Below are 23,716 nucleotides of genomic sequence, written 5' to 3'. Positions count from 1 at the left end.
CATGTTACTTCGCCAGGCCTTGATGTCTGGTGCAGGTGTGTGGGTGGGTAGGGGAGCGTCGTGCCGGGGGTGAAGCAGCGGGGTGACCTAGTTGTGGACGCGGCACGAGTGAGAATGCAGGCATGAGTAGCGAAAGAAGGGTGAGAAACCCTTCCGCCGGATGACCAAGGGTTCCAGGGCCAGGCTAATCCGCCCTGGGTGAGTCGGGACCTAAGGCGAGGCCGAGAGGCGTAGTCGATGGACAACGGGTTGATATTCCCGTACCCGCGAAGGAGCGCCCGTGATGAACCTCGTTGTGCTAACCACCCAAACCATCCAAGGTCTTCGGACTGAGGGTGGGGAGCGTGGGAACCTGGCGGGTAGTAGTCAAGCGATGGGGTGACGCAGGAAGGTAGCTGATCCCGGCCGGTGGTTGTGCCGGGGTAAGCGTGTAGGCCGGTGTGTAGGCAAATCCGCACACTATTCAGGCTGAGACGTGATGCCGAGCCGATTCAGGTGAAGTCAGTGATCCTATGCTGCCGAGAAAAGCCTCTAGCGAGTTCTGAGCGGCCCGTACCCCAAACCGACACAGGTGGTCAGGTAGAGAATACCGAGGCGATCGGGCGAACTGTGGTTAAGGAACTCGGCAAATTGCCCCCGTAACTTAGGGAGAAGGGGGGCCGGAGACGTGAAGCCCCTTGCGGGTGGAGCGTTGTATGGCCGCAGAGAGCAGGGGGAAGCGACTGTTTACTAAAAACACAGGTCCATGCGAAGAAGTAATTCGATGTATATGGACTGACGCCTGCCCGGTGCTGGAACGTTAAGGGGACCTGTTAGCTCCTTTTGGGGGGCGAAGCGGAGAACTTAAGCGCCAGTAAACGGCGGTGGTAACTATAACCATCCTAAGGTAGCGAAATTCCTTGTCGGGTAAGTTCCGACCTGCACGAATGGCGTAACGACTTCCCCACTGTCTCAACCACAGGCCCGGCGAAATTGCATTACGAGTAAAGATGCTCGTTACGCGCGGCAGGACGGAAAGACCCCGGGACCTTTACTATAGCTTGACATTGGTATCTGAGTTAGCTTGTGTAGGATAGGTGGGAGCCGGTGAAGTCCATACGCCAGTATGGGTGGAGGCAATCTTGAAATACCACTCTGGTTGATTCGGGTATCTAACTTCGGGCCGTTATCCGGTTCAGGGACAGTGTCTGGTGGGTAGTTTAACTGGGGCGGTTGCCTCCTAAAGGGTAACGGAGGCGCCCAAAGGTTCCCTCAGCCTGGTTGGCAATCAGGTGTTGAGTGCAAGTGCACAAGGGGGCTTGACTGTGAGACTGACAGGTCGAGCAGGGACGAAAGTCGGGACTAGTGATCCGGCACTTGCGTGTGGAAGCGGTGTCGCTCAACGGATAAAAGGTACCCCGGGGATAACAGGCTGATCTTCCCCAAGAGTCCATATCGACGGGATGGTTTGGCACCTCGATGTCGGCTCGTCGCATCCTGGGGCTGTAGCAGGTCCCAAGGGTTGGGCTGTTCGCCCATTAAAGCGGTACGCGAGCTGGGTTTAGAACGTCGTGAGACAGTTCGGTCCCTATCCGCCGTGCGCGTAGGATACTTGAGAAGGGCTGTCCCTAGTACGAGAGGACCGGGACGGACGAACCTCTGGTGTGCCAGTTGTCCCGCCAGGGGCACGGCTGGTTGGCTACGTTCGGAAGGGATAACCGCTGAAAGCATCTAAGCGGGAAGCCTGCTTCAAGATGAGGTATCCCACCCACCTTTGGTGGGGTAAGGCCCCCAGCTAGACGACTGGGTTGATAGGCCGGAGATGTAAGCTCGGTAACGGGTTGAGTTGACCGGTACTAATAGGCCGAGGACTTGACTACAAAGATTCTGCTCGCGTCCACTGTGCAACTCTGAACAAACAGACGCCCACCCGGTTGGGGTTGTGGGTTGTTTGATATGTTCATAGAGTTACGGCGGTCATGGCGGAGGGGAAACGCCCGGTTACATTCCGAACCCGGAAGCTAAGCCCTCCAGCGCCGATGGTACTGCACTCGGGAGGGTGTGGGAGAGTAGGACACCGCCGGACATTCTTTCCAGTCGAGGGCCGCCCCAATATGGGTCGGCCCTCAACTGCGTAGCGTCGAGTGCGGCGCAATCAGGAAGGATGTACCTGTGAGTTCAGGACCGCAGGACGGCGACCGTCCTCGACGTTACGAAGACCGTTCCGACCGACGTGGTGACGCGCCCCGTCGCGATGACCGCCCGTCGTACCGGGATCGGGACGACCGCTCGCGCGACCAGCGCGGCGGCTATGGCGACCGCCGCGAGGGCGGTTTCCGCTCCCGCGACGATTCACGGTCCACCGGCGGTGGCCGGGACGGTGGTCACCAGGGCCCGCCACGTGGCGAGGGTCGGGACTTCCGCGGCGGCGACCGTCGTGAGGGTGGTTTCCGTTCCGGCCCCCCGCGTGAGGGCGGCTTCCGAGGCGGGGATCGCCGTGAGGGTGGTTTCCGTCGTGACGGCGATGGCCGCCAGGGTGGCTTCCGTGGCGGTGACCGCGAGGGCGGCTTCCGCGGTGGTGACCGGCGCGACGGTGGTTCGCGTGAGGGTGGTTTCCGTTCCGGCCCGCCGCGTGAGGGCGGTTTCCGGGGCGGGGATCGCCGCGAGGGCGGTTTCGGTGGGGACCGCCGTGAGGGCGGCTTCCGCAGCGGCGACCGTCGTGAGGGCGGTTCGCGTGAGGGTGGTTTCCGCGGCGGTGACCGTCGTGAGGGTGGTTTCCGTTCTGGTCCGCCGCGTGAGGGCGGTTTCCGGGGTGGGGATCGCCGTGAGGGCGGTTTCGGTGGGGACCGTCGTGAGGGCGGTTTCCGTCGTGACGGCGATGGCCGCCAGGGTGGCTTCCGTGGCGGTGACCGCGAGGGCGGCTTCCGCGGTGGTGACCGGCGCGACGGTGGTTCGCGTGAGGGTGGTTTCCGTTCCGGCCCGCCGCGTGAGGGTGGTTTCCGGGGTGGGGATCGCCGTGAGGGTGGCTTCGGTGGGGACCGTCGTGAGGGCGGCTTCCGCCGTGACGGTGACGCCCGTGAGGGTGGTTTCCGTGGTGGGGACCGCCGTGAGGGTGGTTTCCGTGGCGGCGACCGATCGGAGGGCGGCTTCCGTTCCGGCCCCCCGCGTGAGGGCGGTTTCCGAGGCGGGGACCGTCGTGAGGGCGGTCCGCGCGAGGGCGGCTTCCGCCGCGATGGGGAGAGCCGCGAGCGCGGTTTCCGCGGCGGCGACCGCGAGGGCACCTTCCGCAGCGGGGATCGCCGTGAGGGCGGTTTCGGCGGTGACCGTCGTGAGGGTGGTTTCCGTTCCGGGCCGCGTGAGGGCGGCTTCCGTGGCGGTGAGGGCCGTGAGGGTGGTTTCCGTGGTGGGGACCGTCGTGAGGGTGGTTTCCGCTCCGGCCCGCCGCGTGAGGGCGGCTTCCGTTCGGGTCCGTCCCGCGACGGCGGCTTCCGCAGTGGCGACCGGACCGGTGGCTACGGCGACCGTCCGCGCCGGGACGACCGGCCGGGATTCGAGGACCGGCGTCGGGACGGTGCCGGGGACGCGTCACGCGACCGCCGGGACGACCGGCGTGACCGGGCCGAGCCGCAGGGGGCCGGCGCACCGGCGTTGCCCGACGAGATCGTCGCGTCCGACCTGGACCAGGCCGTGCGCGCGGAGCTGCTGTCGCTGGCCAAGCCGGTGGCCGACACCGTCGCCCGGCACCTGGTCGCGGCCGGTCAGCTGATCGACGAGGCCCCGGCGGAGGCGCTGGCGCACACGCTCGCCGCCCGTCGGCTCGCGTCGCGTATCTCGGCGGTGCGCGAGGCGGTCGGGTTGGCCGCGTACCACGCGGGGGAGTGGCAGACGGCGATCGCCGAGCTGCGCACGTACCACCGGATGACGGGCCTCCAGAGCCACCTGGCCGTGCTCGCCGACTGCGAGCGGGCGCTCGGGCGTCCGGAGCGGGCGATCGACCTGTTCCGGGGGGCTGACCGGGAGAAGCTCGACCAGGCCGTCGCGGTCGAGCTGCTGATCGTCGCCGCCGGGGCCCGGGGTGACCTCGGCCAGAAGGACGCGGCCGTGGCCATGCTCCAGGTCCGCGAGCTGACCAACGATGCGACCGAGCCGTGGGCCGCCCGGCTCCGGTACGCGTACGCCGACGCGCTGCTCGCCGTGGACCGCCGTGAGGAGGCCCGGGAGTGGTTCTCCCGGGCGGCCGACGTCGACGCCGAGGGCGACACCGACGCCGCCGAGCGGCTGCTCGAACTCGACGGGGTGCTGATCGAGGGCGACGACGAGGACGACGAGCCGGCCGAGGAAGGCGTCGACGCCGCCGCCGACCACGAGGACGACGGCGACCACGAGGACGACGACCACGAGGACGACGACCAGGAGGACGAAGACGACGACCAGGAGGACGAGGACGAGGACGACGTCGCCCCGGTGGCTGCGGACCGGGCCGGGTCGGCACCGACGGAGACCGAGCGGGGCGCGAAGCCCGTGGACTCGCCCGAGCCGGGTGCGGACCTGCGGTGACGACGGACACCGGGGACCGGCTGGTCGACGGCTACTCGCTGGTCGTCTTCGACCTGGACGGGGTCATCTACCTGATCGACCGGCCGATCCCCGGCGCGGTCGAGGCGGTGGGGCGGCTGCACGCCGAGGGGCGGACGGTCGCGTACGCCACCAACAACGCGTCGCGGCGGGCCAGCGAGGTCGCCGACCTGCTCACCGGGATGGGGGTGCCTGCCGGGCCGGAGGAGGTGCTCACCTCTGCGGGCGCCTCCGCCGAGCTGCTGGCGGAGCGGTTGCCCGCCGGCTCGCCCGTGCTGGTGGTGGGCGCGGAGGCGCTGCGCGCCGAGATCACCGCAGTCGGGCTGCGCCCGGTGTCCCGCCTCGACGAGTCGCCCGTCGCCGTCGTGCAGGGGTACGGCCCGCAGGTCGGCTGGGCGGACCTGGCCGAGGCGTCCCTGGCCGTGCGGGCCGGGGCACAGTGGATCGCCACGAACACCGACCGGACCCTGCCCAGCGGGCGGGGGCCGCTGCCGGGCAACGGGTCACTGGTGGCCGTGCTGCGGACCGCGCTGGACCGGGACCCCGACGTGGTCGTGGGCAAGCCCGAGCCGGCGCTGTTCGCCACCGCCGCCCGCCGGGCGGGGCAGGGACGCACCCTCGTGGTGGGCGACCGCCTCGACACCGACATCGAGGGCGCCCGGCGTGCCGGCCTGGACAGCCTGCTCGTGCTGACGGGCGTCAGCGACGTGCCCGAGCTGCTGACCGCCCCGGCGGCGCGCCGGCCGACGTACGTCTCGGTCGACCTCGCCGGGCTGTTCGACCCGGCGGCCGTGGTCCGGGTGCCGGGCGCCGCCGAGACGGGCGGCTGGTCGGTGCGCGCGACCGACGGCGGCCTGGAACTGGCCGGCAGCGGCCGGCCGCTGGACGCGTTGGCCGCGCTCTGCGCCGTCGCGTGGGCGACCGGCGTGGGCCCGCAGGCCCGGGCGGGTTCGCCGGAGGCCGAGGCGGCCCTGGTCGCCCTCGGCCTGGCGGACTGACCCACCGCGCGGTGTGCGCAGCCCGCTCCCGCGGCGCCGGCCGGTCCGGGGCCGCAGGGGCGGGCTGCGCCCGTTTCCGGTCGTCAGAGCAGCTTGCGGAGCTTCATCAGGTCGAACGGGTTCGCCTTGATCGACACGCGGCGCGACGCGACCGCCTTGGTCACGTCGAGCTCGCCGCGCACCAGGGCGAGCAGGTCGTCGCTGCTGGTGCTCAGCGCGATCTTCGCCTTGGGGTCGTCGCCGTCGGTGAGGTCGAGCAGCCGCCCGTCGGCGAGCCGGCCGTGGAAGGCGGTGCCCAGGTCGGTCACCCGGCAGGCCAGGGTGCGGTCCAGGTCGACCCGTTCCCGCACGGCGTCGGCGTTGCGGTCCAGCCGGGCGGCCAGATCCTGCAACGCCTGCCGGCACTCGTCCACGCTGGCCACTTCGTCTCCTCACGCGCGCCACGTCCGTTTCCCGGCACCGTACCGCAATGGGCGTCGCCCGGCGCCCGGTAGCGTGAGACCCGCAACCCCACCCCCGTGGAAGGACTCAGGCATGCAGGACGCGTGGCGCGCCTACCTCGGACTGGCCATGGGCCTGACGGAGGCGCCCCGGAAGAAGGCGCAGGACGTGGTGCGCCGGGTCGTCGGCTCCGGCGAGGCGACGGCGACCCAGCTCCAGGCCCTCGCCGAGGAACTGGTCTCCACCGGCGCGGCGAACCGGGAGGCGCTGACGAAGCTGGTGCGCTTCGAGGTGGACCGCGCGCTCGGCGCGGTCGGGCTGGCGACCGCCGACGAGGTGGCGGAGCTGACCCGCCGGGTGCACGAGCTGGAACGCCAGCTGCGGGAGGCCCGGGCCGGCCTCGCCGAACCCGCCCCGCCGTCGCCCGGCCCGCAGGAGCCGGCCCCGCAGTCGCCCGGGGCGGATCCGCCCGGGGCGACGACGTCCGGGGCACCTGCCCCCGTCGCCACGAAGGCGATGGCGAAGAAGGCCGTCGCCACGAAGGCCGTGGCGAAGAAGGCGGTCGCGAAGAAGGCCGTCGCCCGCAAGGCGCCCGCCGCGGTGGGCAACGCCGAGCCGGCGGGGGACGCGGCGGAGCCGGCCCGCCCCGCGAAGAAGACGCCGGCCCGCAAGCGGCAGCCGGGCGGTGCGGCGTGAGCGTACCCCTGTCTGGCCGGTGCCGGCGGTGAGCGGACCGTTCCGGCCGGGCCCGCCGCCCGGCGGCCGGCCCGTGCCGCCGCCGGGGCCCCGACCGGGCCCGCCGCCTCGCCCGGTTGCCGACGCCGACGACGGCGACGCCCGGCACCCTGCCGTGGACGCCGCCGTGCAGGCGATGGCGAACGCCGCGTCGCTCTCCCCGGCCGACCAGATCCTGCAGTACGAGGCGGCGTACCAGACGCTGCGGGAGACCCTCGCCACCATCGACCAGGCCTGACCGACCGGAGATCCACCCTCATGGCACGTCGCAACCGGCTCGACGCCGAACTCGTCCGCCGCGGTCTGGCCCGGTCCCGCGAGCAGGCCGCCGCGTTGGTCGAGGCCGGGCGGGTCCAGCTGCGCGGGGTGCCGGCCCGCAAGGCCGCCGCGCTGGTCGACCCCGCCGATCCGCTGCTGGTCACCGGTGCCGACCCCACCTCGGAGTACGTCTCCCGGGGCGGTCACAAGCTGGCCGGCGCGCTGGCCGCGTTCACCCCGCACGGGCTTCGGGTGGCGGGCCGGCGCTGCCTCGACGCCGGCGCGTCGACCGGCGGCTTCACCGACGTCCTGCTGCGCGCCGACGCGGCCGAGGTCGTCGCCGTGGACGTCGGCTACGGGCAGCTCGCGTGGGCGCTGCGCACCGACGACCGGGTACGGGTGTTCGAGCGGACCAACGTCCGCACGCTGACCCCGGAGGCGATCGGCGGGGAGGTCGACCTGACGGTGGCGGACCTGTCGTTCATCTCGCTGCGGCTGGTGCTGCCGGCGCTGACCGCCTGCACCCGGGCCGACGGCGACCTGGCGTTGATGGTGAAGCCCCAGTTCGAGGTCGGCAGGGAGCGCGTCGGCGCGGGCGGGGTCGTGCGCGATCCGGCGCTGCGCGCCGAGGCGGTCCTGGACGTGTCGACGGCGGCCGCCCAGCTCGGCCTGGGGCTCGCGGGCGTGACCGCCAGCCCGCTGCCGGGGCCCAGCGGCAACGTCGAGTTCTTCGTATGGTTACGCCGGGGAGTGCCGGCGGCGGACCCGGAGCGGGTGCGGGCCGTCGTGGCGGCCGGCCCGCAGGGCCCGAGCCCGTCCGGTGACGCGCCGGACGCGGCCCCGGAGGAGGTGGCAGGGTGAGCGCGAGGAGTGAGCTTGCGAGCCCCGCAGTCGTGAGCGGAGGCGGTGGGGTGAGCGCGAGGAGTGAGCTTGCGAGCCCCGCAGTCGCGAACAAGGGCGGTATGGGGTGAGCGCGAGGAGTGAGCTTGCGGGCGCTGCGGTCGTGAGCGGAAGGTGGTTCCGTTGAGTCGTACCGCGCTGCTGGTGACGCACACCGGCCGGCGTCGCAGCACGGAGCACGCCCGGGCGGTCGCGGCGGACCTGATCGCCGCGGGGTTCGAGGTGCGGGTGGTGGCCGAGGAGGCCGACGACCTGGACCTGCCGGGCGTGGTGCCGATGACGGGGCTGGAGGCCGCCGAGGGAGCGGAGATCGTCTTCGCCCTGGGCGGCGACGGCACGTTCCTGCGCGCGGCGGAGCTGGCCCGGCCAGCGAAGGCGCCGCTGCTCGGCATCAACCTGGGCAAGGTCGGGTTCCTCGCGGAGGCGGAGATCGACGACCTGGACGTGGCCGTGCGCGACGTGGTGGACCGCAACTACACGGTGGACGAGCGGCTCACCCTCGACGTGACGGCGGAGTTCGACGGCGGCCCGACGATCGAGTCCTGGGCGCTCAACGAGATCAGCGTCGAGAAGGGCGAGCGGGCCCAGATGCTGGAGCTGCTGGTCGACGTGGACGGCCGCCCGCTGTCCCGGTACGGCTGCGACGGCGTGGTCTGCGCGACCCCCACGGGCTCGACGGCGTACGCGTTCTCGGGCGGCGGGCCGGTGGTGTGGCCGGAGGTGGAGGCGTTGCTGCTGGTCCCGATCAGCGCGCACGCGCTGTTCAGCCGGCCGTTGGTGACCGCGCCGACGTCGACGTTCTCGATCACGGTGGACCCGTTCACCACCCTCGCCGTGCTGTGCTGCGACGGCCGGCGCGTCTACGACCTGCCGCCGGGGGCGCAGGTTACGGTGCGGCGCGGCGCGCTGCCGGTGCGGGTGGTGCGGCTGCAGGCCCGGTCGTTCACCGACCGGCTGGTGGCGAAGTTCGGGTTGCCGGTGCACGGCTGGCGGGGCAACCGCAGGTGAGCGACGTCTCCGGGGCGGCCCGGCGGCGCTGGTGGGCCGCTGGTCGGCCGGCGTCCCGGCAGGGGTGACGGGGCGGCGGCCGGTGGGCGGTCACCGCGTCCCGGCCGTGCCGGCTGGTCAAGTGTCGGGGCCCGCGTCTACTGTCGGTTGCTGTGCTGGAAGAGCTGCGCATCACCGGACTGGGCGTCATCGAGGACACCACGCTGCCGTTGGCCGGCGGGATGAACGTCATCACCGGCGAGACCGGTGCGGGCAAGACGATGGTGGTGACGGGCCTGGGCCTGCTCTTCGGCGGCCGGGCCGACGCGGGCCGGGTGCGGGCCCAGCCGGGTCGGGCGGTGGTCGAGGGGCGGCTGCGGCTCGGCGGCCGGGTGGCTGCCGCCGTGCACGCCCGGGTCACCGACGCCGGCGGGGAGCCGGACGACGACGGTTCGCTGCTGCTGAGCCGCACGGTCACCGTGGAGGGTCGCTCGCGGGCGCATCTGGGCGGGCGGGGCATGCCGGTGGCGATGCTCGGCGAGGTCGGCGAGCAGGTGGTGGCGGTGCACGGCCAGTCCGACCAGTTGCGCCTGCTGCGTCCGGCCGAGCAGCGGGCCGCGCTGGACCGGTTCGCCGGCCCGGAGCACGAGAAGCTCCTCGACGCGCTGCGGGAGGCGTACTCCCGGTGGCGGGCGGTGGTCGACGATCTGGCCGACCGGCGGCGCAACGCCCGGGCACGCCATCAGGAGGCCGACCTGCTCCGGCTGGGGCTCGACGAGATCAGCCGGGTGGATCCGCAGCCGGGCGAGGACGACGAGTTGCGGGCCGAGGCGCAGCGCCTGGAGCACGCGGAGGGGCTGCGCACGGCCGCGCAGACGGCGCACCACTGCGTCGCGGGCGGCACCGAGCCGACCGACGAGACGCCGGACGCCACGGCGCTGCTGGGGCTGGCCCGGCGCACCCTGGAGGCGCAGGCGGGCACCGATCCGGCCCTGGGTGACCTGGCGGCCCGGTTGGAGGAGGCGGCGACGCTGGTCGCGGACGTCTCGGCGGAGCTGTCGACGTACCTGGCGGCGTTGGACGCGGATCCGGCCCGGTTGCAGGTCGTCTACGAGCGGCGGGCGGCGCTGCGGGCGTTGACCCGCAAGTACGCCGACGACGTCGACGGGGTGGTGGCGTGGGCGGAGCGGGCCCGGGCGCGGCTGTCCGATCTGGACACCTCCGACGACGTGCTGGACGAGCTGGACCGGGAGGCCGCCCGGCTGGCCGGTGAGGTGGCCGACCTGGCGGGGCGGGTGTCGGCGTCCCGGCAGGAGGCGGCGTCGCGGTTCGCCGAGCAGGTGACGGTCGAGCTGGCGGGGTTGGCGATGCCGCACGCGCGCATCGAGGTGGCGGTGCTGCCCCGGCCGGCGGGCCGGTCGGAGCCGAGCCTGGCGGTCAACGGCGTGGAGGTGGGCGTCGGCCCGGACGGCGGCGACGAGGTGGAGCTGCGCCTGCTGGCGCACCCGGGTGCCCCGTCGCTGCCGTTGCAGCGGGGCGCGTCCGGCGGTGAGCTGTCCCGGGTGATGCTCGCGATCGAGGTGGTGTTCGCGGGCTCGGGCGGCCCGCCGACCCTGGTCTTCGACGAGGTCGACGCGGGGGTGGGCGGTCAGGCGGCGGTGGAGATCGGCCGGCGGCTGGCCCGGCTGGCGCGCAGCCACCAGGTGTTGGTGGTCACCCACCTGCCGCAGGTGGCGGCGTTCGCCGACCGCCACCTGGTGGTGGCGAAGGACACGGGTGGCGCGGTGACCACCAGCGGGGTGCGGGTGGTGGAGGACACGGAGCGGGCCCGGGAGCTGGCCCGGATGCTGGCGGGTTTGCCGGATTCGGATCTGGGTATCGCTCACGCCGAGGAGCTGCTGGCCGTGGCGGCGCGCGAAAGGCGGCCCTGACGGCGCGTTATTGTGAGCGCACGCACACCGGCGCGCGCTCTGGTGTGCTTCCCTGGGTAGGCGGCCCTGCTCAGGCATGTCGCGACAGAAAAGCCTGCCTCACATGCCAGGATGGTCACGATGCGTCTACCCACGTTGCGCCGGACCCGTAACACCGAGCCGGACACAGTCCTCGGCACCGCGCGCCTCGACCGCCGGACGAAGCGCCTGGTCGGGCGGCTGCGCCCGGGCGATGTCGCGGTGATCGACCACGTCGACCTGGACCGGGTGGCGGCCGACTCGCTGGTGGCGGTCGGCGTCGCCGCCGTGCTCAACGCGAAGCCGTCGGTCTCCGGACGGTATCCGAACCTCGGCCCGGAGGTGCTGGTGACCGCCGGCATCCCGCTGCTGGACGACCTCGGCGAGGGGATCTTCGAGCGGGTCCGGGAGGGCGACACCGTCCGGATCGAGGGCAACACCGTGTTCGTCGGCGGCGAGCCGGTCGCGCACGGAGCGTTGCAGGACGCCGAGTCGGTGGCGAAGGCGATGGCCGACGCCCGCGAGGGGCTGTCGGTGCAGTTGGAGGCGTTCGCCGCCAACACGATGGACTATCTCAAGCAGGAGCGCGACCTGCTCCTCGACGGCGTGGGCGTGCCGGAGATCCAGACCCAGATCCAGGGCCGGCACTGCCTGATCGTGGTCCGCGGCTACGACTACAAGGCCGACCTGGACGTGCTGCGCCCGTACATCCGGGAGTTCAAGCCGGTGCTGATCGGCGTGGACGGCGGGGCGGACGCGCTGGTCGAGGCCGGCTACACCCCCGACATGATCATCGGGGACATGGACTCGGTGACCGACGACGTGCTGCGCTGCGGCGCCGAGGTGATCGTGCACGCCTACCCCGACGGCCGGGCCCCGGGGCTGCCCCGGGTCGCCGGGCTGGGCGTCGAGGCGATCACCTTCCCGGCGGCGGCCACCAGCGAGGACCTGGCGATGCTGCTGGCCGACGAGAAGGGCGCCTCGCTGCTGGTGGCGGTCGGCACCCACGCCACCCTGGTCGAGTTCCTGGACAAGGGCCGGGGCGGGATGGCCTCGACGTTCCTCACCCGGCTCAAGGTCGGCGGGAAGCTGGTGGACGCCAAGGGCGTGAGCCGGCTCTACCGGCAGAGCATCTCCGGTTCGTCGCTGCTGCTGCTGGTCCTGTCGGCGGTGGCGGCGATGGCCTCGGCTGTGGCGGTCTCCACCGTCGGCAAGGCGTACCTGGGCGTGGTCAGCGAATGGTGGAACAATTTCGTGTTCCAACTCGGCCAGCTCTTCTAGCTCCCCGACCGATCAAGAGGCTGCAAGCGTGATCAACTTCCGCTACCACGTGGTGTCCCTGACCGCGGTCTTCCTGGCGCTGGCCATCGGCCTGGTCGTCGGCACGGCTGCCCTCAACGGCCCCGTCGCCGACTCGCTCAAGGAGCGGGTCAACGGGCTGAGCAAGGACAACCAGCAGATGCGCCAGGCGGTCAACAACATGCAGAAGGAGATCGAGCTGGAGGAGCAGTTCGCCGCCGAGGTCGCCCAGGTCCTCCTGCCGGGCAAGCTCACCGGGCGTCGCGTGCTGCTGCTCACCCTGCCCAGCGGGCGCGAGCACACCGAGGGCGTGCTCAAGATGCTCCAGCTCGGCGGCGCCCAGGTCACCGGCCGGGTCGACCTGCAGGACAAGTTCATCAACCCGGACAACAACAACAACCTGATGGAGCTGGCCGTCACCGCCGCCCGGCCGAGCGCCCCCGCCTCGGGGCTGCCCGGCAACGGGCACGGGGTGGAGACGTCCAGCGCCCTGCTGGCCAGCGTGCTGCTCGACCGCGCCGACGGCGCGTCCCCGGCCACGGAGGCCGACCGCCGGGCGGTGCTGGCGTCGTACAGCAACGCCGGATACCTGACGACCGACGAGAAGGTGACCGGGCCCGCCGAGGCGGTGGTGCTGGTCAGCGGCCAGCCGTACGTGGACAAGGACTCCGCGAAGAAGGACGAGTCGGTGGTCAAGGTCGCCGAGCAGTTCGACCGGACGGGGGCGATCGTGGTGGCCGGCAACGGCTCGGCCGGCGGCAACGTCGTCTCGGTCGTCCGGGGCGACCCGGTGCTGTCGCAGACCATCTCCACCGTCGACGACGCCAACACCACCCAGGGGCAGCTGGTCACCACCCTCGCCCTGGTGCAGCAGCTCGTGGAGAAGAAGGCCGGCCAGTACGGCGTGGGCGACAACGCGTCCGCGCTGCTGCCTAGACTGCCCCAGTGAGCGAACGACGTACCCGGGTGTCCGACCCTTCCCGCCGTGCGTGCGGCGTACCGAACGGGGTGACCGCGTGAGCCTGCTGGGCCGCCTGCTGATCGCCGGCGCCGGTGCCGCCGCCGCCCGCTACGCGCTGCGCGAGGTGCGCACCTCCCCGGCCGCCCCGGCGCTGGAGCGCACCAACTTCCGGGGCCGCACCGTCACCCTCGCCGCCGGGCCGGCGCTCGCCGCCGGCGCCGCCGCGGCCGGGGCGTTCGGCGCGGCCAGCGCCCCCGCCGGCGTCGCCGCGCTGGTGGCCGGCGTGGGCGGGGGAGCGGTCGGGGTCTACGACGACGTGGTGGGGGCCCGACCCGAGCAGAAGGCCGCCAAGGGCTTCGCCGGGCACCTGGCCGCGCTGCGCGAGGGCCGGGTCACCGCCGGGCTGGTCAAGATCGTCGGGGTGGGCGCGGCGGGGCTGGCCGCGTCGGCGCTGCTCGCCGCCGACCGGTCCGTCGCCGCCCACCCCCGCCGCGGGCGGCTCGGCGCGGTGGGCCGCACCGCCGACGTGCTCCTCGGCGCGGGGGTGATCGCCGGCACCGCCAACCTGCTCAACCTGCTGGACCTGCGGCCCGGGCGGGCGCTGAAGTCCGCGCTGCTGCTCGGCGCGCCGCTGACCGGGGGCCCGCACGGCGGGATCGCCGCCGGGGCGGTGGGTGCCGCCGCCGGCCTGCTCCCCGACGACCTCGACGAGCAGGTGATGGTCGGCGACGGCGGGGCCAACGCGATCGGCGCGGTGCTCGGGGTGGCCCTCGCCGCCCGCACCGGGCCGCTGGGCCGGGCCGGCCTGCTCGCCGTGCTCGCCGGGCTCACCGCCGCCAGCGAGAAGGTCAGCTTCACCCAGGTCATCCAGGCCACCCCGGGCCTGCGTGAGCTGGACGCGCTGGGCCGGCGCACCGACTGACGTGCGCCCGGTGCCCATGAGCCCGGCGCTGCCGACGCGGCGACCGGCAGACGTGCGGGCCGCCGCGACCGACGGGAAGGCCCCCTGCTGACGTGAAGAACCCGGCACCCCTCGCCGGCGCCGGCCGGGTGGCCGGGGCGGCCGCCCTCATCGCGGTGCTCACCGTGGTCGCCCGGCTCGCCGGCTTCGGCCGCACCGCCGTGTTCACCTGGGTGGTGGAGCGCAGCGACCTCGGCGGCATGTACGTGGTCGCCAACATCGCGCCGAACATCATCTTCGAGATCGTGGCCGGTGGGGCGCTGGCCAGCCTGGTGGTGCCGCTGCTGGCCGGTCCGGTCGCGGCGGGCGACCGGCGGGCCGTCGGCGCGACCACCGGCGCCCTGCTGACCTGGACGCTGACCCTGCTGGTGCCCCTCGCGGCGCTGGTGGCGCTGCTGGCCGGGCCGATCGTCGAGGCGCTCAGCTCCGGCCGCAGCCCCGCCGAGCTGGCCGCCGGGGCGCGCATGCTGCGGATCTTCGCCCCCCAGCTGCCGCTCTACGGCATCGGGATCGTGCTCACCGGCGTCCTCCAGGCGCACCGCCGGTTCGCCTGGCCCGTACTCGCCCCGCTGCTGTCCAGCCTCACCGTGATCGTGGTCTACCTGACCTTCGGCGGCGTCGAGGGCCGGGGGGCCAGCATCGCCGGGGTGAGCCGGGGCGGCGAGCTGATCCTCACCGGCGGCACCACCCTCGGCGTGGTCGTGCTGTCGCTGTCGCTGCTGATCCCGCTGCGCCGGCTCGGCCTGCGGCTGCGTCTCGGGTACGCGTTCGACGCCGACGCCCGCGCCCGGGTCGGCGGGCTCGCGGCGGCCGGGGCGGTCACCGTCGCCGCCCAGCAGCTCGCCCTCGCCGTGGTCGTCAAGAGCGCCTCCGGCGGCCCCACCGGCTCCCCGCAGGTGTTCAACCTCGCCCAGACGATGTACCTGCTGCCCTGGGCGGTGCTCGCCGTGCCGCTCGCCGTCGCCGCGTACCCGACCCTCGCCGCCGCGTCGGCGGCCGGCGACGAACGGGCGTACCGGGACACCCTCGCCGCCACGACCCGGGGGGTGCTGCTGTTCAGCTGCCTCGGCGCGGCGGCCCTCGCCGGCACCGCCGCCCCCGTCGCCGCCTTCTTCTACCCCGACGACCCGGCCCCGGTGGCCGCCGCGATCGCCGGCTTCGCCCCCGGCCTGCTGGGCTACGGACTGTTCGCGGTGCTCTCCCGCGCCCTCTACGCCCGGGGCGACACCCGGCCGGCCACGGTGGCCATCACCGCCGGCTGGCTGGCCGTGCCGCTGGCCGTCGCCCCCCTCGCCGCGCTGCTGCCCCGCGCCGACCGGGTGCTCGCGGTGACCCTGGCCAACTCGGCCGGCATGCTGCTGCTCGGCGTCCTGCTGCTCGTCGCGGCGCGCCGCGCGGCCGGGTCCGCCGCGCTGGCCGGGACGGCCCGCGCGGGCGCGGCGGGGCTGCTCGGCGGGGCCCTCGCCGCGCTCGCCGGGGCGGCCACCGCGCATGCCCTGGCCGGGGCCGGGGCCGGCACCCCGACGACACTCGCGGCCCTCGTGCAGGGCATGCTGTCAGCAGCCGTGGTCGGGGTGGCGTTCCTCGCCGTGGCGTACCTGGCCGACCGGCGGGACGTGCGGCCACTGCTCGCCGCCGTGGGCCGCCGGCTGCCCGGCGCGCTCCGGCGCGGCGGACGCCCCGGCGGGCCCCGGCAGGGGGACGAGGTCGGTCCGGAACGGGGCGACGGGAAGGAGACGGTGTCCGGGTGAGCGGGACGACGGGCGGCCGACCGGGGGTGGCGGTGGACCGGGGGTGGTCGCGGTGACGGGCGCGACACCGGCCGTCGGCGGGCACGGCACCGTGGCGCTGCTGCTCGCCTCCAGCACCGGCGGCGTCGGTCAGCACGTCCGCTCCGTCGCCCGGGGCCTCGCCGCCGCGGGCGCGCCGGTGCTGGTCTGCGGGCCGGCGGCCACCGAGGAGCAGTTCGACTTCACCGGCGCGGGGGCCCGCTTCCAGCCGGTCGAGATCCCGGCCAGCCCGACGCCCGCCGACGCCCGGGCCGTCGCCGCGCTGCGCCGCGCGCTGGCCGCCGAACCGGTCGCCGTCGTGCACGCGCACGGCCTGCGCGCCGGGCTCGTCGCCGTCCTGGCCCGGCCGGCGGCCCCGCTCGTGGTCACCTGGCACAACGCGGTGCTCGCCCGGGGGTTGCGCGGCGGGTTGTCCCGACTCGCCGAGCGGGTCGTCGCCCGGGGCGCGCGGGTCGCCCTCGGCGCCAGCGCCGACCTGGTCGAGCGCGCCGCCGCCCTCGGGGCAGCCGACGCCCGGCTCGCCCCGGTCGCCGCGCCGGCGCTGCCCGCGCCGCGTCGCCGCCGGGCCGCCGTCCGCGCCGAGTTCGCGGTCGCCGCCGGCCAGCCGCTGATCCTCTCCGTGGGCCGGCTGCACCCCCAGAAGCGGTACGACGTGCTGGTCGACGCCGCCGCCCGGTGGCGCGGCCGGACCCCGCCGCCGGTCGTGGTGATCGCCGGCAGCGGCCCGGCATACCTGCCCCTCGCCGCCCGGATCTCCGCCGCCCGCGCCCCGGTCACCCTGCTCGGGCACCGCACCGACGTGGCCGACCTGCTCGCCGGGGCGGACCTGGCCGTGGTGACCAGCGACTGGGAGGCCCGCCAGCTGTTCGCGCAGGAGGCGCTGCGGGCCGGCGTACCGCTGGTGGCGACCGCCGTCGGCGGGCTGCCGGAGCTGGTCGGCGACGCCGCGGCGCTGGTGCCCCCGGGTGACGTCGAGGCGGTCGACGCGGCCGTGCGCGCGCTCCTCGACGACGACGACCGGCGGGCCGAGCTGGGCCGGCGCGGCGCCGCGCGGGCGGCGACGTGGCCCACCGAGGCGGACACCGTCGCCCAGCTTGCCGCGCTCTACGCGGAGCTGGCCGGCGACACCAGCGGCCCGGCCGCCCCCGGCGCGGACGCCCCGTCGACGGGACGCCGGTGATGCTGCGCGCGCTGAGACCGGTGCTGCTGCGCCGGCTGCCGCCGGTCCTGCTCACCCTGCTGGTGGTGGTGCTGGGGGTGACCGCGCTCGCCGCCCGGCCCGCCACCGAGACGCCCCGGCGCACCGCCGACTTCGTGGTGCTCGTCGGCGTGGCCGGCCTGCGCTGGGACGACGTCGACGCGCAGACCACCCCGACGCTGTGGCGGATGGCCCAGCAGGGCTCGATCGGCTCCCTGTCGGTGCGGTCCGCCCACCGGCCCACCTGCCCCGTCGACGGCTGGCTGACCCTGGGCGCGGGCAACTTCGCCGCCTGGAACGGCAGCCGGGGCGGCAGCGTGTGCCCGCCGGCCGGGGTGACCGTCGAGCAGCCCGACGGCATCGGCGCGAACCTGCCCGACCAGGAGAGCGTCGTGCAGCACAACCAGCAGCGCCTGCCCTGGGGCGCGGTGCCCGGCGCGCTGGCGGAGTCGGTGCGCTGCTCCGTCGCCGTCGGTCCCGGCGCGGCGGTGGCCGCCGCCCGCCCCTTCGGCCGGGTCGACCGCTACGCCGCCGCGCTGCCCGACGACCCGGCTCCGCTGCTCGGCTCGTGCGTGCTGAGCATCGTCGACCTCGGCACCGTCACCGGCGAGGACCGGGCGGCCCGGGCCGAGCAGGCCCGCCGTGCCGACGCCGACCTGGCCCGGGTCCTCGCCGGCCGGCCCCCGCGTTCCCTGGTGCTGGTCGCCGGGATCTCCGACACCGACCTGCCGGCGCGGCTGCACGTCGCCGTCGCCGACGGGCCGGGCTGGGAACGGGGCTGGCTCACCTCGCCGACCACCGGCCGGGAGGGTTACCTGCAACTGGTCGACCTCGCGCCGACCGCGCTCGCCGCGCTCGGGCGGCCGATGCCGGAACGGCTGTTCCTCGGCCGGCCCGCCCTCTCCGTCGGCGGCCGCCCGGCGGACCTGCCCGCCGCGATCGCCGCGCCGGCCGACGCCGACCGGGAGGCCGCCGCCCAGCGGCGGGTCGCCGGCTGGTTCTTCGCCCTGCTCGCCGGCGCGCAGGTGCTGCTGGCCGTGGCGGTGCTGCCGCTGTTGCGCCGCGCCCGCCGCCACGCCGGTCCCGTCGGCCCGGCGCCGGTGCCCCGGCGGGTGGTGGCGACGGTCGAGCTGCTGCTGATCGCCGCCGCCCTCGCGGTGCCGGCGGCGCTGCTCGCCGACGTGGTGCCGTGGTGGCGCGGCGACCACGCCGGCTGGTGGTTCGCGGCGACCACCGTGCTGCTGCTGGCCGGCGCGACCGCCGCCGTCCGGTTCGCCCCCGGGCACGACGCGACGCTCGGGCCGCTGGGCGCGGTCGCCGGCCTGGCCACCCTCGTGGTCGCCGCCGACGTGCTCACCGGCGCCCGGTTGCAGCTCAACGGGGTGACCGGCTATTCGGCGCTGGAGGGCGGCCGGTTCTCCGGCCTGGGCACCGTCGGGCTCGGCGTGTTCGCCGCCGGGTCGCTGCTGTGCGCCGGCTGGCTGGCCCAGCGGGTCCACCGCCGGTGGCGGCCCATGGTGGTCGTCGCCGTCGGCGGGGCCGCCGTGGTGGTGGTCGGCAGCCCCTACCTCGGCGCGGACTCCATCGGCGCGATCGCGCTGACGGCCGGGGTGAGCGTGGCCGCCGCGATCAGCACCGGCGGCTGGCTGACGGTCAGCCGGCTGGTCTGGGCGGGCATGGCGGGCCTGGCGGTCATGATCGGCTTCGCGGTGGTCGACCTGCGCCGGCCGGCGACCGAACGGGGCAGCCTCGGCCGCTTCCTGGCCGCCCTCGGCGACGGCACCGGCGGGCTGACCGTCCACCGGTCCAGCACGGCCAACTTCGAGACCCTGGTCAACAGCCCGCTCACGGTGCTGGCCCTGGCCGGCGCCCTGCTGGTCTGGTTCGCGCTGCTCCAGCCGTGGGGCGGGCTGATGCGCCTGTTCGGCATCTACCCCGCGATGCGGGCCGCGATGGCGGGCACGGGGGTGGCCGCCGGCCTCGGCGGGCTGCTCGGCGGCTCCGCGCTCGACGTGGCCGGCGCGGCCGGCGCGCTGGTGGTGCCGATGGCGGCGCTCGCGGCGCTGCGGGTGCTCGACCACTCCACCGACCGGACCCAGCCGGGCGACGGGGGCCCCGCCAACGGCCGGCTCGGCGTCGCCCCGCCGGGTGGCCCGGACCGCCCCGCCGCCGCGGACGACGACGGGGCCGGCGACGGGGCAGGCGACGGGACCGCGTCGCCCGCCGACGCGGGCACCGACGGCGGCGGGGACGCGCCGGAGCAGGCGACCGGGCGGGCCGCCCGCGCATCGACGGGGGTCGCGACGGCCTGACCCGGCGCGCCATCCCGGCCGGGCGACCTCGGGTGCGGCCTGCGGACCCGCCCCGGGGAGGTGTTACCGTGGAATCCCGTGGATCGCGTGATCACTTGTCCCGCAGCCGGCACGCCCGGTTTCTCGGCACTGATCGGCACGACGGTCTGCACGACCGCGACGGACGACACGGGAGCAGGCCTTGGCCCCTTCAGCACGGACGACCAGGCACATTTTCGTCACCGGGGGCGTCGCCTCCTCGTTGGGTAAGGGCCTCACCGCCTCCAGCCTCGGCAACCTCCTCTCGGCCCGCGGGCTGCGCGTGGTGATGCAGAAACTGGACCCGTACCTCAACGTCGACCCGGGGACGATGAACCCGTTCCAGCACGGCGAGGTCTTCATCACCGAGGACGGCGCCGAGACCGACCTCGACGTCGGGCACTACGAGCGTTTCCTCGACCGGGACCTGTCCGGCAAGGCGAACGTCACCACCGGCCAGATCTACTCGGACGTGATCGCGAAGGAGCGGCGCGGTGAATACCTGGGCGACACCGTCCAGGTGATCCCGCACATCACCAACGAGATCAAGGCCCGCATCCTCGGCATGGCCGACCCGGACGCCGAGGGCCAGATCCCCGACGTGGTGATCACCGAGGTCGGCGGCACCGTCGGCGACATCGAGTCGCTGCCGTTCCTGGAGGCGATCCGTCAGGTCCGTCACGACCTCGGCCGGGACAACTGCTTCTACCTGCACGTCTCCCTGGTGCCCTACCTGGCCCCGTCGGGCGAGCTGAAGACCAAGCCCACCCAGCACTCGGTGGCGCAGCTGCGCAGCATCGGCATCCAGCCCGACGCGCTGGTGCTGCGCTGCGACCGGGAGATCCCGGAGAAGGTCAAGGTCAAGCTGTCCCTCTACTGCGACGTCGACACCGAGGCGGTCGTCGCCGCCCCGGACGCGCCGAGCATCTACGACATCCCGAAGGTGCTGCACCGCGAGGGCCTCGACGCGTACGTGGTGCGCCGGCTCGGCCTGTCCTTCCGCGACGTGGACTGGGCCAGCTGGGACGACCTGCTCGACCGGGTCCACCAGCCCCGGCACACCGTCACCGTGGCGGTGGTCGGCAAGTACGTCGACCTGCCCGACGCCTACCTGTCGGTCAGCGAGGCGATCCGGGCCGCCGGGTTCGGCCACCGGGCCCGGGTGCAGCTGCGCTGGGTGCCCAGCGACGACTGCGTCACCCCGGCCGGCGCGGCGGCGGCCCTGGCCGGCGTGGACGGCATCGTCATCCCCGGCGGCTTCGGCGTGCGCGGCATCGAGGGCAAGATCGGCACCGCCCGGTACGCGCGGGAGAACGGCGTGCCGCTGCTCGGCCTCTGCCTCGGCCTGCAGTGCATGACCATCGAGGCGGCCCGGCACCTGGCCGGCCTGCACGGGGCCAACTCCCTGGAGTTCGACGAGGAGGCCACGCACCCGGTCATCGCCACCATGGCCGACCAGGAGGACATCGTCGCCGGCCGGGGCGACCTGGGCGGCACCATGCGGCTGGGCGCGTACCCGGCGAAGCTGGCCGCGGGGTCGATCGTCGCCGAGGCGTACGGCACCACCGAGGTCAGCGAGCGGCACCGGCACCGCTACGAGGTGAACAACGCCTACCGCGACCAGCTCAGCAAGGCGGGGCTGCACATCTCCGGCACCTCCCCGGACGGCCGGCTCGTCGAGTTCGTCGAGCTGGACCGCGACCTGCACCCGTTCTTCGTGGCCACCCAGGCGCACCCCGAGCTGAAGAGCCGCCCGACCCGGCCGCACCCGCTGTTCGCGGCGTTCGTGAAGGCCGCCGTCGCCTACTCGGAGGCCGACCAGCTCCCGGTCGACCTGGACGCCGTCGGCGCGGCGGAGGCGGCGGGCCGGGCCGGTCACAACGGCGGCGCGGCCGCCGGGCGCGAGACGGCGTCGGCGTCGTGAGCGCCGTCGAGCACCGCTACGAGGTGACCGGCCGGCGGGAACGCTACGCCGGGCGGATCTTCTCCGTGGTCACCGACGAGGTCACCATGCCCGGCGGGGGCGTCGCCGTCCGCGACTACGTCCGGCACGTCGGCGCGGTCGCCGTCGTGGCCCTCGACGACGCCGGCCAGGTGGTGCTCATCCGGCAGTACCGGCACCCGGTCGGCCGGCACCTGTGGGAGCTGCCCGCCGGGCTGATCGACGTCTCCGGCGAGGACCTGGCCGACACGGCGGCCCGGGAGCTGGCCGAGGAGGCCGACCTCACCGCCGGCACCATCGACGTGCTGGTCGACCTGCACAGCTCGCCGGGCTTCTCCAACGAGGCCATCCGGGTCTTCCTGGCCCGCGACCTCGCCGAGGTGCCCGCCGGGCAGCGCCACGAGCGCAGCGAGGAGGAGGCCGACCTCCAGGTCGTCCGGGTCGACCTCGACGAGGCGGTGCGGATGGTGCTGGCCGGGGAGATCACCAACGCCTCCGCCGTGGCGGGGCTGCTCGCCGCCGCCCGCGCCCGCGACGTCGGCTGGTCGGCGCTGCGCCGCCCGGACGCGCCGCTGCCGCGCTGAGCCGAGCCGGCGTCCCGGCGGCGGCTCGTGCGCCGGGTCGGGCCGCGCGTCCCGCGGGTCGGCGAGGCCCGCGCCGGCCAGGAGGGGAACGTGACGTGGGGAAGGGGCCGTGCGGCACGCCGCACGGCCCCTTCGAGACGAGGCGGAGATCAGTCGCGCAGCGGGCGACCCTGCCCGTCGACGCCGCCGTTGACCAGGATCAGGATCCCGTCGATGGTGCCCCAGAGGGCACCGAAGCCGCAGGTGACCAGGGTCACGACGAGCTGGAGCACGCCGGTCTTGGTGTCGCCCATGTAGAACCGCCCGACGCCGAAGCCGCCGAGGAGGATGCCGAGTACACCCGCGACGACCTTGCTCTTGTCGGAGACGCCCTGCGGGTACTGCTGGTAAGGAGTGGTCATGGGGCGAAACCATAGTGATCGACTCGCGTCCTGTCCGCAGCGGCACCCCACCGGTGGGACGATGGGAGGCCAACACTGGCGGAACGGCTGATCCGCTCTCCACCGCCGGCCCCATCGATGCCTGACACATCGTCAGCACCCCCGGGCACGGGATGGCACAGTGTCGGCGCCGCGAAACGGGCGGCCCGCCTAGACTGCCGCCGGCGGGACGGTGGACCGCGGCGGCAACGGAGCCCCGCGCACCGGGCGGTCGGGGCGGGACGGCCCCGGAGAGAGGTGTCTGCATCGTGAAGGTCGGAATCCCTCGCGAGGTCAAGAACCACGAATACCGCGTGGCCATCACGCCCGCGGGCGTCAACGAGTTCACCCGCAGCGGCCACCAGATCTTCGTCGAGTCCGGCGCCGGCGTCGGGTCGAGCATCACCGACGAGGAGTTCGCCGCGGCCGGCGCGAAGATCCTGGCCACCGCCGACGAGGTGTGGGACACCGCCGAGCTGGTGCTCAAGGTCAAGGAGCCGGTCGCCGAGGAACACCACCGGATGCGCGCCGGGCAGGTGCTCTTCACCTACCTGCACCTGGCCGCGTCCCGGGCGTGCACCGACGCGCTGGTCGACCGGGGGGTCACCGGCATCGCGTACGAGACCGTGGAGCTGCCCGACCGGTCGCTGCCGCTGCTCGCCCCGATGTCCGAGGTGGCCGGCCGGCTCGCCCCGCAGGTCGGCGCGTACCACCTGCAACGGCAGGGCGGCGGGCGCGGCATCCTGATGGGCGGCGTCTCCGGCGTCTACGCGGCCAAGACCGTGGTCATCGGCGCGGGCGTGTCCGGCATGAACGCCGCCGCGATCGCGCTCGGCCTACAGGCCGAGGTGCTGCTGCTGGACAAGAACGTGGCCCGGCTGCGCCAGGCCGACGCCATCTACCGCGGCCACCTGCAGACGGTCGCCTCCAACGCGTACGAGATCGAGCGGGCCGTGCTCGACGCGGACCTCGTCATCGGCGCGGTCCTCGTCCCCGGGGCCAAGGCCCCCACGCTGATCTCCAACGAGCTGGTCTCCCGGATGAAGCCGGGCAGCGTGCTCGTCGACATCTCCATCGACCAGGGCGGCTGCTTCGAGGACTCCCGGCCCACCACGCACGCCGAGCCGACCTACCAGGTGCACGACTCCATCTTCTACTGCGTGGCGAACATGCCCGGCGCGGTGCCGCACACCAGCACCTACGCGCTGACCAACGTCACCCTGCCGTACGCCCTGGAGCTGGCCAACCACGGCTGGCGCGAGGCGCTGCGCCGCGACCCGGCCCTGGCGCTGGGCCTGAACACCCACGACGGGCAGGTCGTCTACGGGCCGGTCGCCGAGGCGCACGGCATGCCGGCCCGGCCGCTGGCCGAGGTGCTGGCCTGACCGGGCAGCGGCACCCCGGGGCACC

18 protein-coding genes and 2 rRNA genes (1 of these 20 only partly in view) are annotated in these 23,716 nt (G+C 74.2%); 18 read left to right on the top strand and 2 right to left on the bottom strand.

Annotation, left to right across the window (positions count from 1 at the left end):
• The 4 genes from O7633_RS07255 to O7633_RS07240 form a co-directional block, all read left to right on the top strand.
• Positions 1 to 1,859, top strand: a 23S ribosomal RNA gene (locus O7633_RS07255) (it extends 1,253 nt beyond the left edge of the window).
• 89 nt (positions 1,860 to 1,948) lie between these two features.
• A 5S ribosomal RNA gene (gene rrf / locus O7633_RS07250) occupies positions 1,949 to 2,065 on the top strand.
• Between the two features lie 1,616 nt (positions 2,066 to 3,681).
• Positions 3,682 to 4,536, top strand: a complete 855-nt coding sequence (locus tag O7633_RS07245) for a Replicase polyprotein 1ab (RefSeq protein ID WP_282328481.1) — start codon at positions 3,682 to 3,684, stop codon at positions 4,534 to 4,536.
• Positions 4,533 to 5,552: an HAD-IIA family hydrolase gene (locus O7633_RS07240; RefSeq protein ID WP_282326953.1), complete on the top strand. Its 1,020-nt coding sequence runs from the start codon at positions 4,533 to 4,535 to the stop codon at positions 5,550 to 5,552. Before O7633_RS07245 ends, O7633_RS07240 begins: the two co-directional genes overlap by 4 nt.
• Before the next feature lie 83 nt (positions 5,553 to 5,635).
• Here the strand turns inward: O7633_RS07240 and O7633_RS07235 are convergent, their stop codons facing one another.
• Entirely contained in the window at positions 5,636 to 5,974 is a 339-nt protein-coding gene (locus tag O7633_RS07235; RefSeq protein WP_074479366.1) for an SCP2 sterol-binding domain-containing protein, read from the bottom strand.
• 112 nt (positions 5,975 to 6,086) lie between these two features.
• Between O7633_RS07235 and O7633_RS07230 the strand changes: the two genes are divergently transcribed.
• From O7633_RS07230 to O7633_RS07170, 13 genes are all read left to right on the top strand, one after another.
• Positions 6,087 to 6,689 carry a hypothetical protein gene (locus O7633_RS07230; protein ID WP_282326952.1) on the top strand — a complete coding sequence of 201 codons (603 nt, stop codon included), beginning with the start codon at positions 6,087 to 6,089 and terminating at the stop codon, positions 6,687 to 6,689.
• A gap of 28 nt (positions 6,690 to 6,717) precedes the next feature.
• Positions 6,718 to 6,966, top strand: coding sequence for a hypothetical protein (locus O7633_RS07225; RefSeq protein ID WP_282326951.1), 249 nt, complete (start codon positions 6,718 to 6,720; stop codon positions 6,964 to 6,966).
• Between the two features lie 20 nt (positions 6,967 to 6,986).
• Positions 6,987 to 7,847: a TlyA family RNA methyltransferase gene (locus tag O7633_RS07220; RefSeq protein ID WP_282326949.1), complete on the top strand. Its 861-nt coding sequence runs from the start codon at positions 6,987 to 6,989 to the stop codon at positions 7,845 to 7,847.
• A gap of 162 nt (positions 7,848 to 8,009) precedes the next feature.
• Positions 8,010 to 8,894: an NAD kinase gene (locus O7633_RS07215; RefSeq protein WP_074479363.1), complete on the top strand. Its 885-nt coding sequence runs from the start codon at positions 8,010 to 8,012 to the stop codon at positions 8,892 to 8,894.
• A 152-nt stretch (positions 8,895 to 9,046) separates the two neighbouring features.
• Entirely contained in the window at positions 9,047 to 10,804 is a 1,758-nt protein-coding gene (gene recN / locus O7633_RS07210; protein WP_278127567.1) for a DNA repair protein RecN, read from the top strand.
• A 120-nt stretch (positions 10,805 to 10,924) separates the two neighbouring features.
• Positions 10,925 to 12,103 (top strand): putative cytokinetic ring protein SteA, encoded by a 1,179-nt coding sequence (steA, locus tag O7633_RS07205; protein ID WP_074479373.1) that lies wholly within the window; start codon positions 10,925 to 10,927, stop codon positions 12,101 to 12,103.
• A 28-nt stretch (positions 12,104 to 12,131) separates the two neighbouring features.
• Positions 12,132 to 13,070 carry a copper transporter gene (locus O7633_RS07200; protein WP_178064794.1) on the top strand — a complete coding sequence of 313 codons (939 nt, stop codon included), beginning with the start codon at positions 12,132 to 12,134 and terminating at the stop codon, positions 13,068 to 13,070.
• A 67-nt stretch (positions 13,071 to 13,137) separates the two neighbouring features.
• Complete coding sequence (locus tag O7633_RS07195) at positions 13,138 to 14,004, top strand: hypothetical protein (RefSeq protein ID WP_278127566.1); 867 nt, start codon at positions 13,138 to 13,140, stop codon at positions 14,002 to 14,004.
• 92 nt (positions 14,005 to 14,096) lie between these two features.
• On the top strand, positions 14,097 to 15,794 hold the full coding sequence (locus O7633_RS07190) for a lipid II flippase MurJ (RefSeq protein ID WP_278127565.1): 1,698 nt from the start codon (positions 14,097 to 14,099) through the stop codon (positions 15,792 to 15,794).
• Positions 15,795 to 15,846: 52 nt separating this feature from the next.
• Positions 15,847 to 17,013, top strand: a complete 1,167-nt coding sequence (locus O7633_RS07185; protein WP_282326946.1) for a glycosyltransferase family 4 protein — start codon at positions 15,847 to 15,849, stop codon at positions 17,011 to 17,013.
• A 23-nt stretch (positions 17,014 to 17,036) separates the two neighbouring features.
• On the top strand, positions 17,037 to 19,343 hold the full coding sequence (locus tag O7633_RS07180) for a hypothetical protein (protein ID WP_282328480.1): 2,307 nt from the start codon (positions 17,037 to 17,039) through the stop codon (positions 19,341 to 19,343).
• Positions 19,344 to 19,524: 181 nt separating this feature from the next.
• Positions 19,525 to 21,285, top strand: coding sequence for a CTP synthase (locus tag O7633_RS07175; protein WP_178064798.1), 1,761 nt, complete (start codon positions 19,525 to 19,527; stop codon positions 21,283 to 21,285).
• On the top strand, positions 21,282 to 21,887 hold the full coding sequence (locus tag O7633_RS07170) for an NUDIX hydrolase (protein WP_282326943.1): 606 nt from the start codon (positions 21,282 to 21,284) through the stop codon (positions 21,885 to 21,887). Before O7633_RS07175 ends, O7633_RS07170 begins: the two co-directional genes overlap by 4 nt.
• A gap of 149 nt (positions 21,888 to 22,036) precedes the next feature.
• Here O7633_RS07170 and O7633_RS07165 read toward each other — a convergent pair whose 3' ends face one another.
• The gene (locus O7633_RS07165; protein WP_308102585.1) at positions 22,037 to 22,339 is read right to left on the bottom strand and encodes a TM2 domain-containing protein; all 303 of its coding nucleotides are present in this window, start codon (positions 22,337 to 22,339) and stop codon (positions 22,037 to 22,039) included.
• Between the two features lie 236 nt (positions 22,340 to 22,575).
• Between O7633_RS07165 and ald the strand changes: the two genes are divergently transcribed.
• Positions 22,576 to 23,691 carry an alanine dehydrogenase gene (gene ald, locus O7633_RS07160; RefSeq protein ID WP_282326940.1) on the top strand — a complete coding sequence of 372 codons (1,116 nt, stop codon included), beginning with the start codon at positions 22,576 to 22,578 and terminating at the stop codon, positions 23,689 to 23,691.
• Positions 23,692 to 23,716: the final 25 nt, after the last annotated feature.

The sequence above is a fragment of the Micromonospora sp. WMMD712 genome (assembly GCF_029581295.1).
Lineage (GTDB): Bacteria > Actinomycetota > Actinomycetes > Mycobacteriales > Micromonosporaceae > Micromonospora > Micromonospora carbonacea.
The sequence above is the reverse complement of the archived record's forward strand: the minus strand, read 5'-3'. Positions and strand labels throughout refer to the sequence as shown.

Coding starts and splice junctions, on each gene's coding strand:
- O7633_RS07230 (WP_282326952.1), top strand. CDS start 6,087: ATGCAGGACGCGTGGCGCGCCTACCTCGGACTGGCCATGGGCCTGACG.
- O7633_RS07220 (WP_282326949.1), top strand. CDS start 6,987: ATGGCACGTCGCAACCGGCTCGACGCCGAACTCGTCCGCCGCGGTCTG.
- steA (WP_074479373.1), top strand. CDS start 10,925: ATGCGTCTACCCACGTTGCGCCGGACCCGTAACACCGAGCCGGACACA.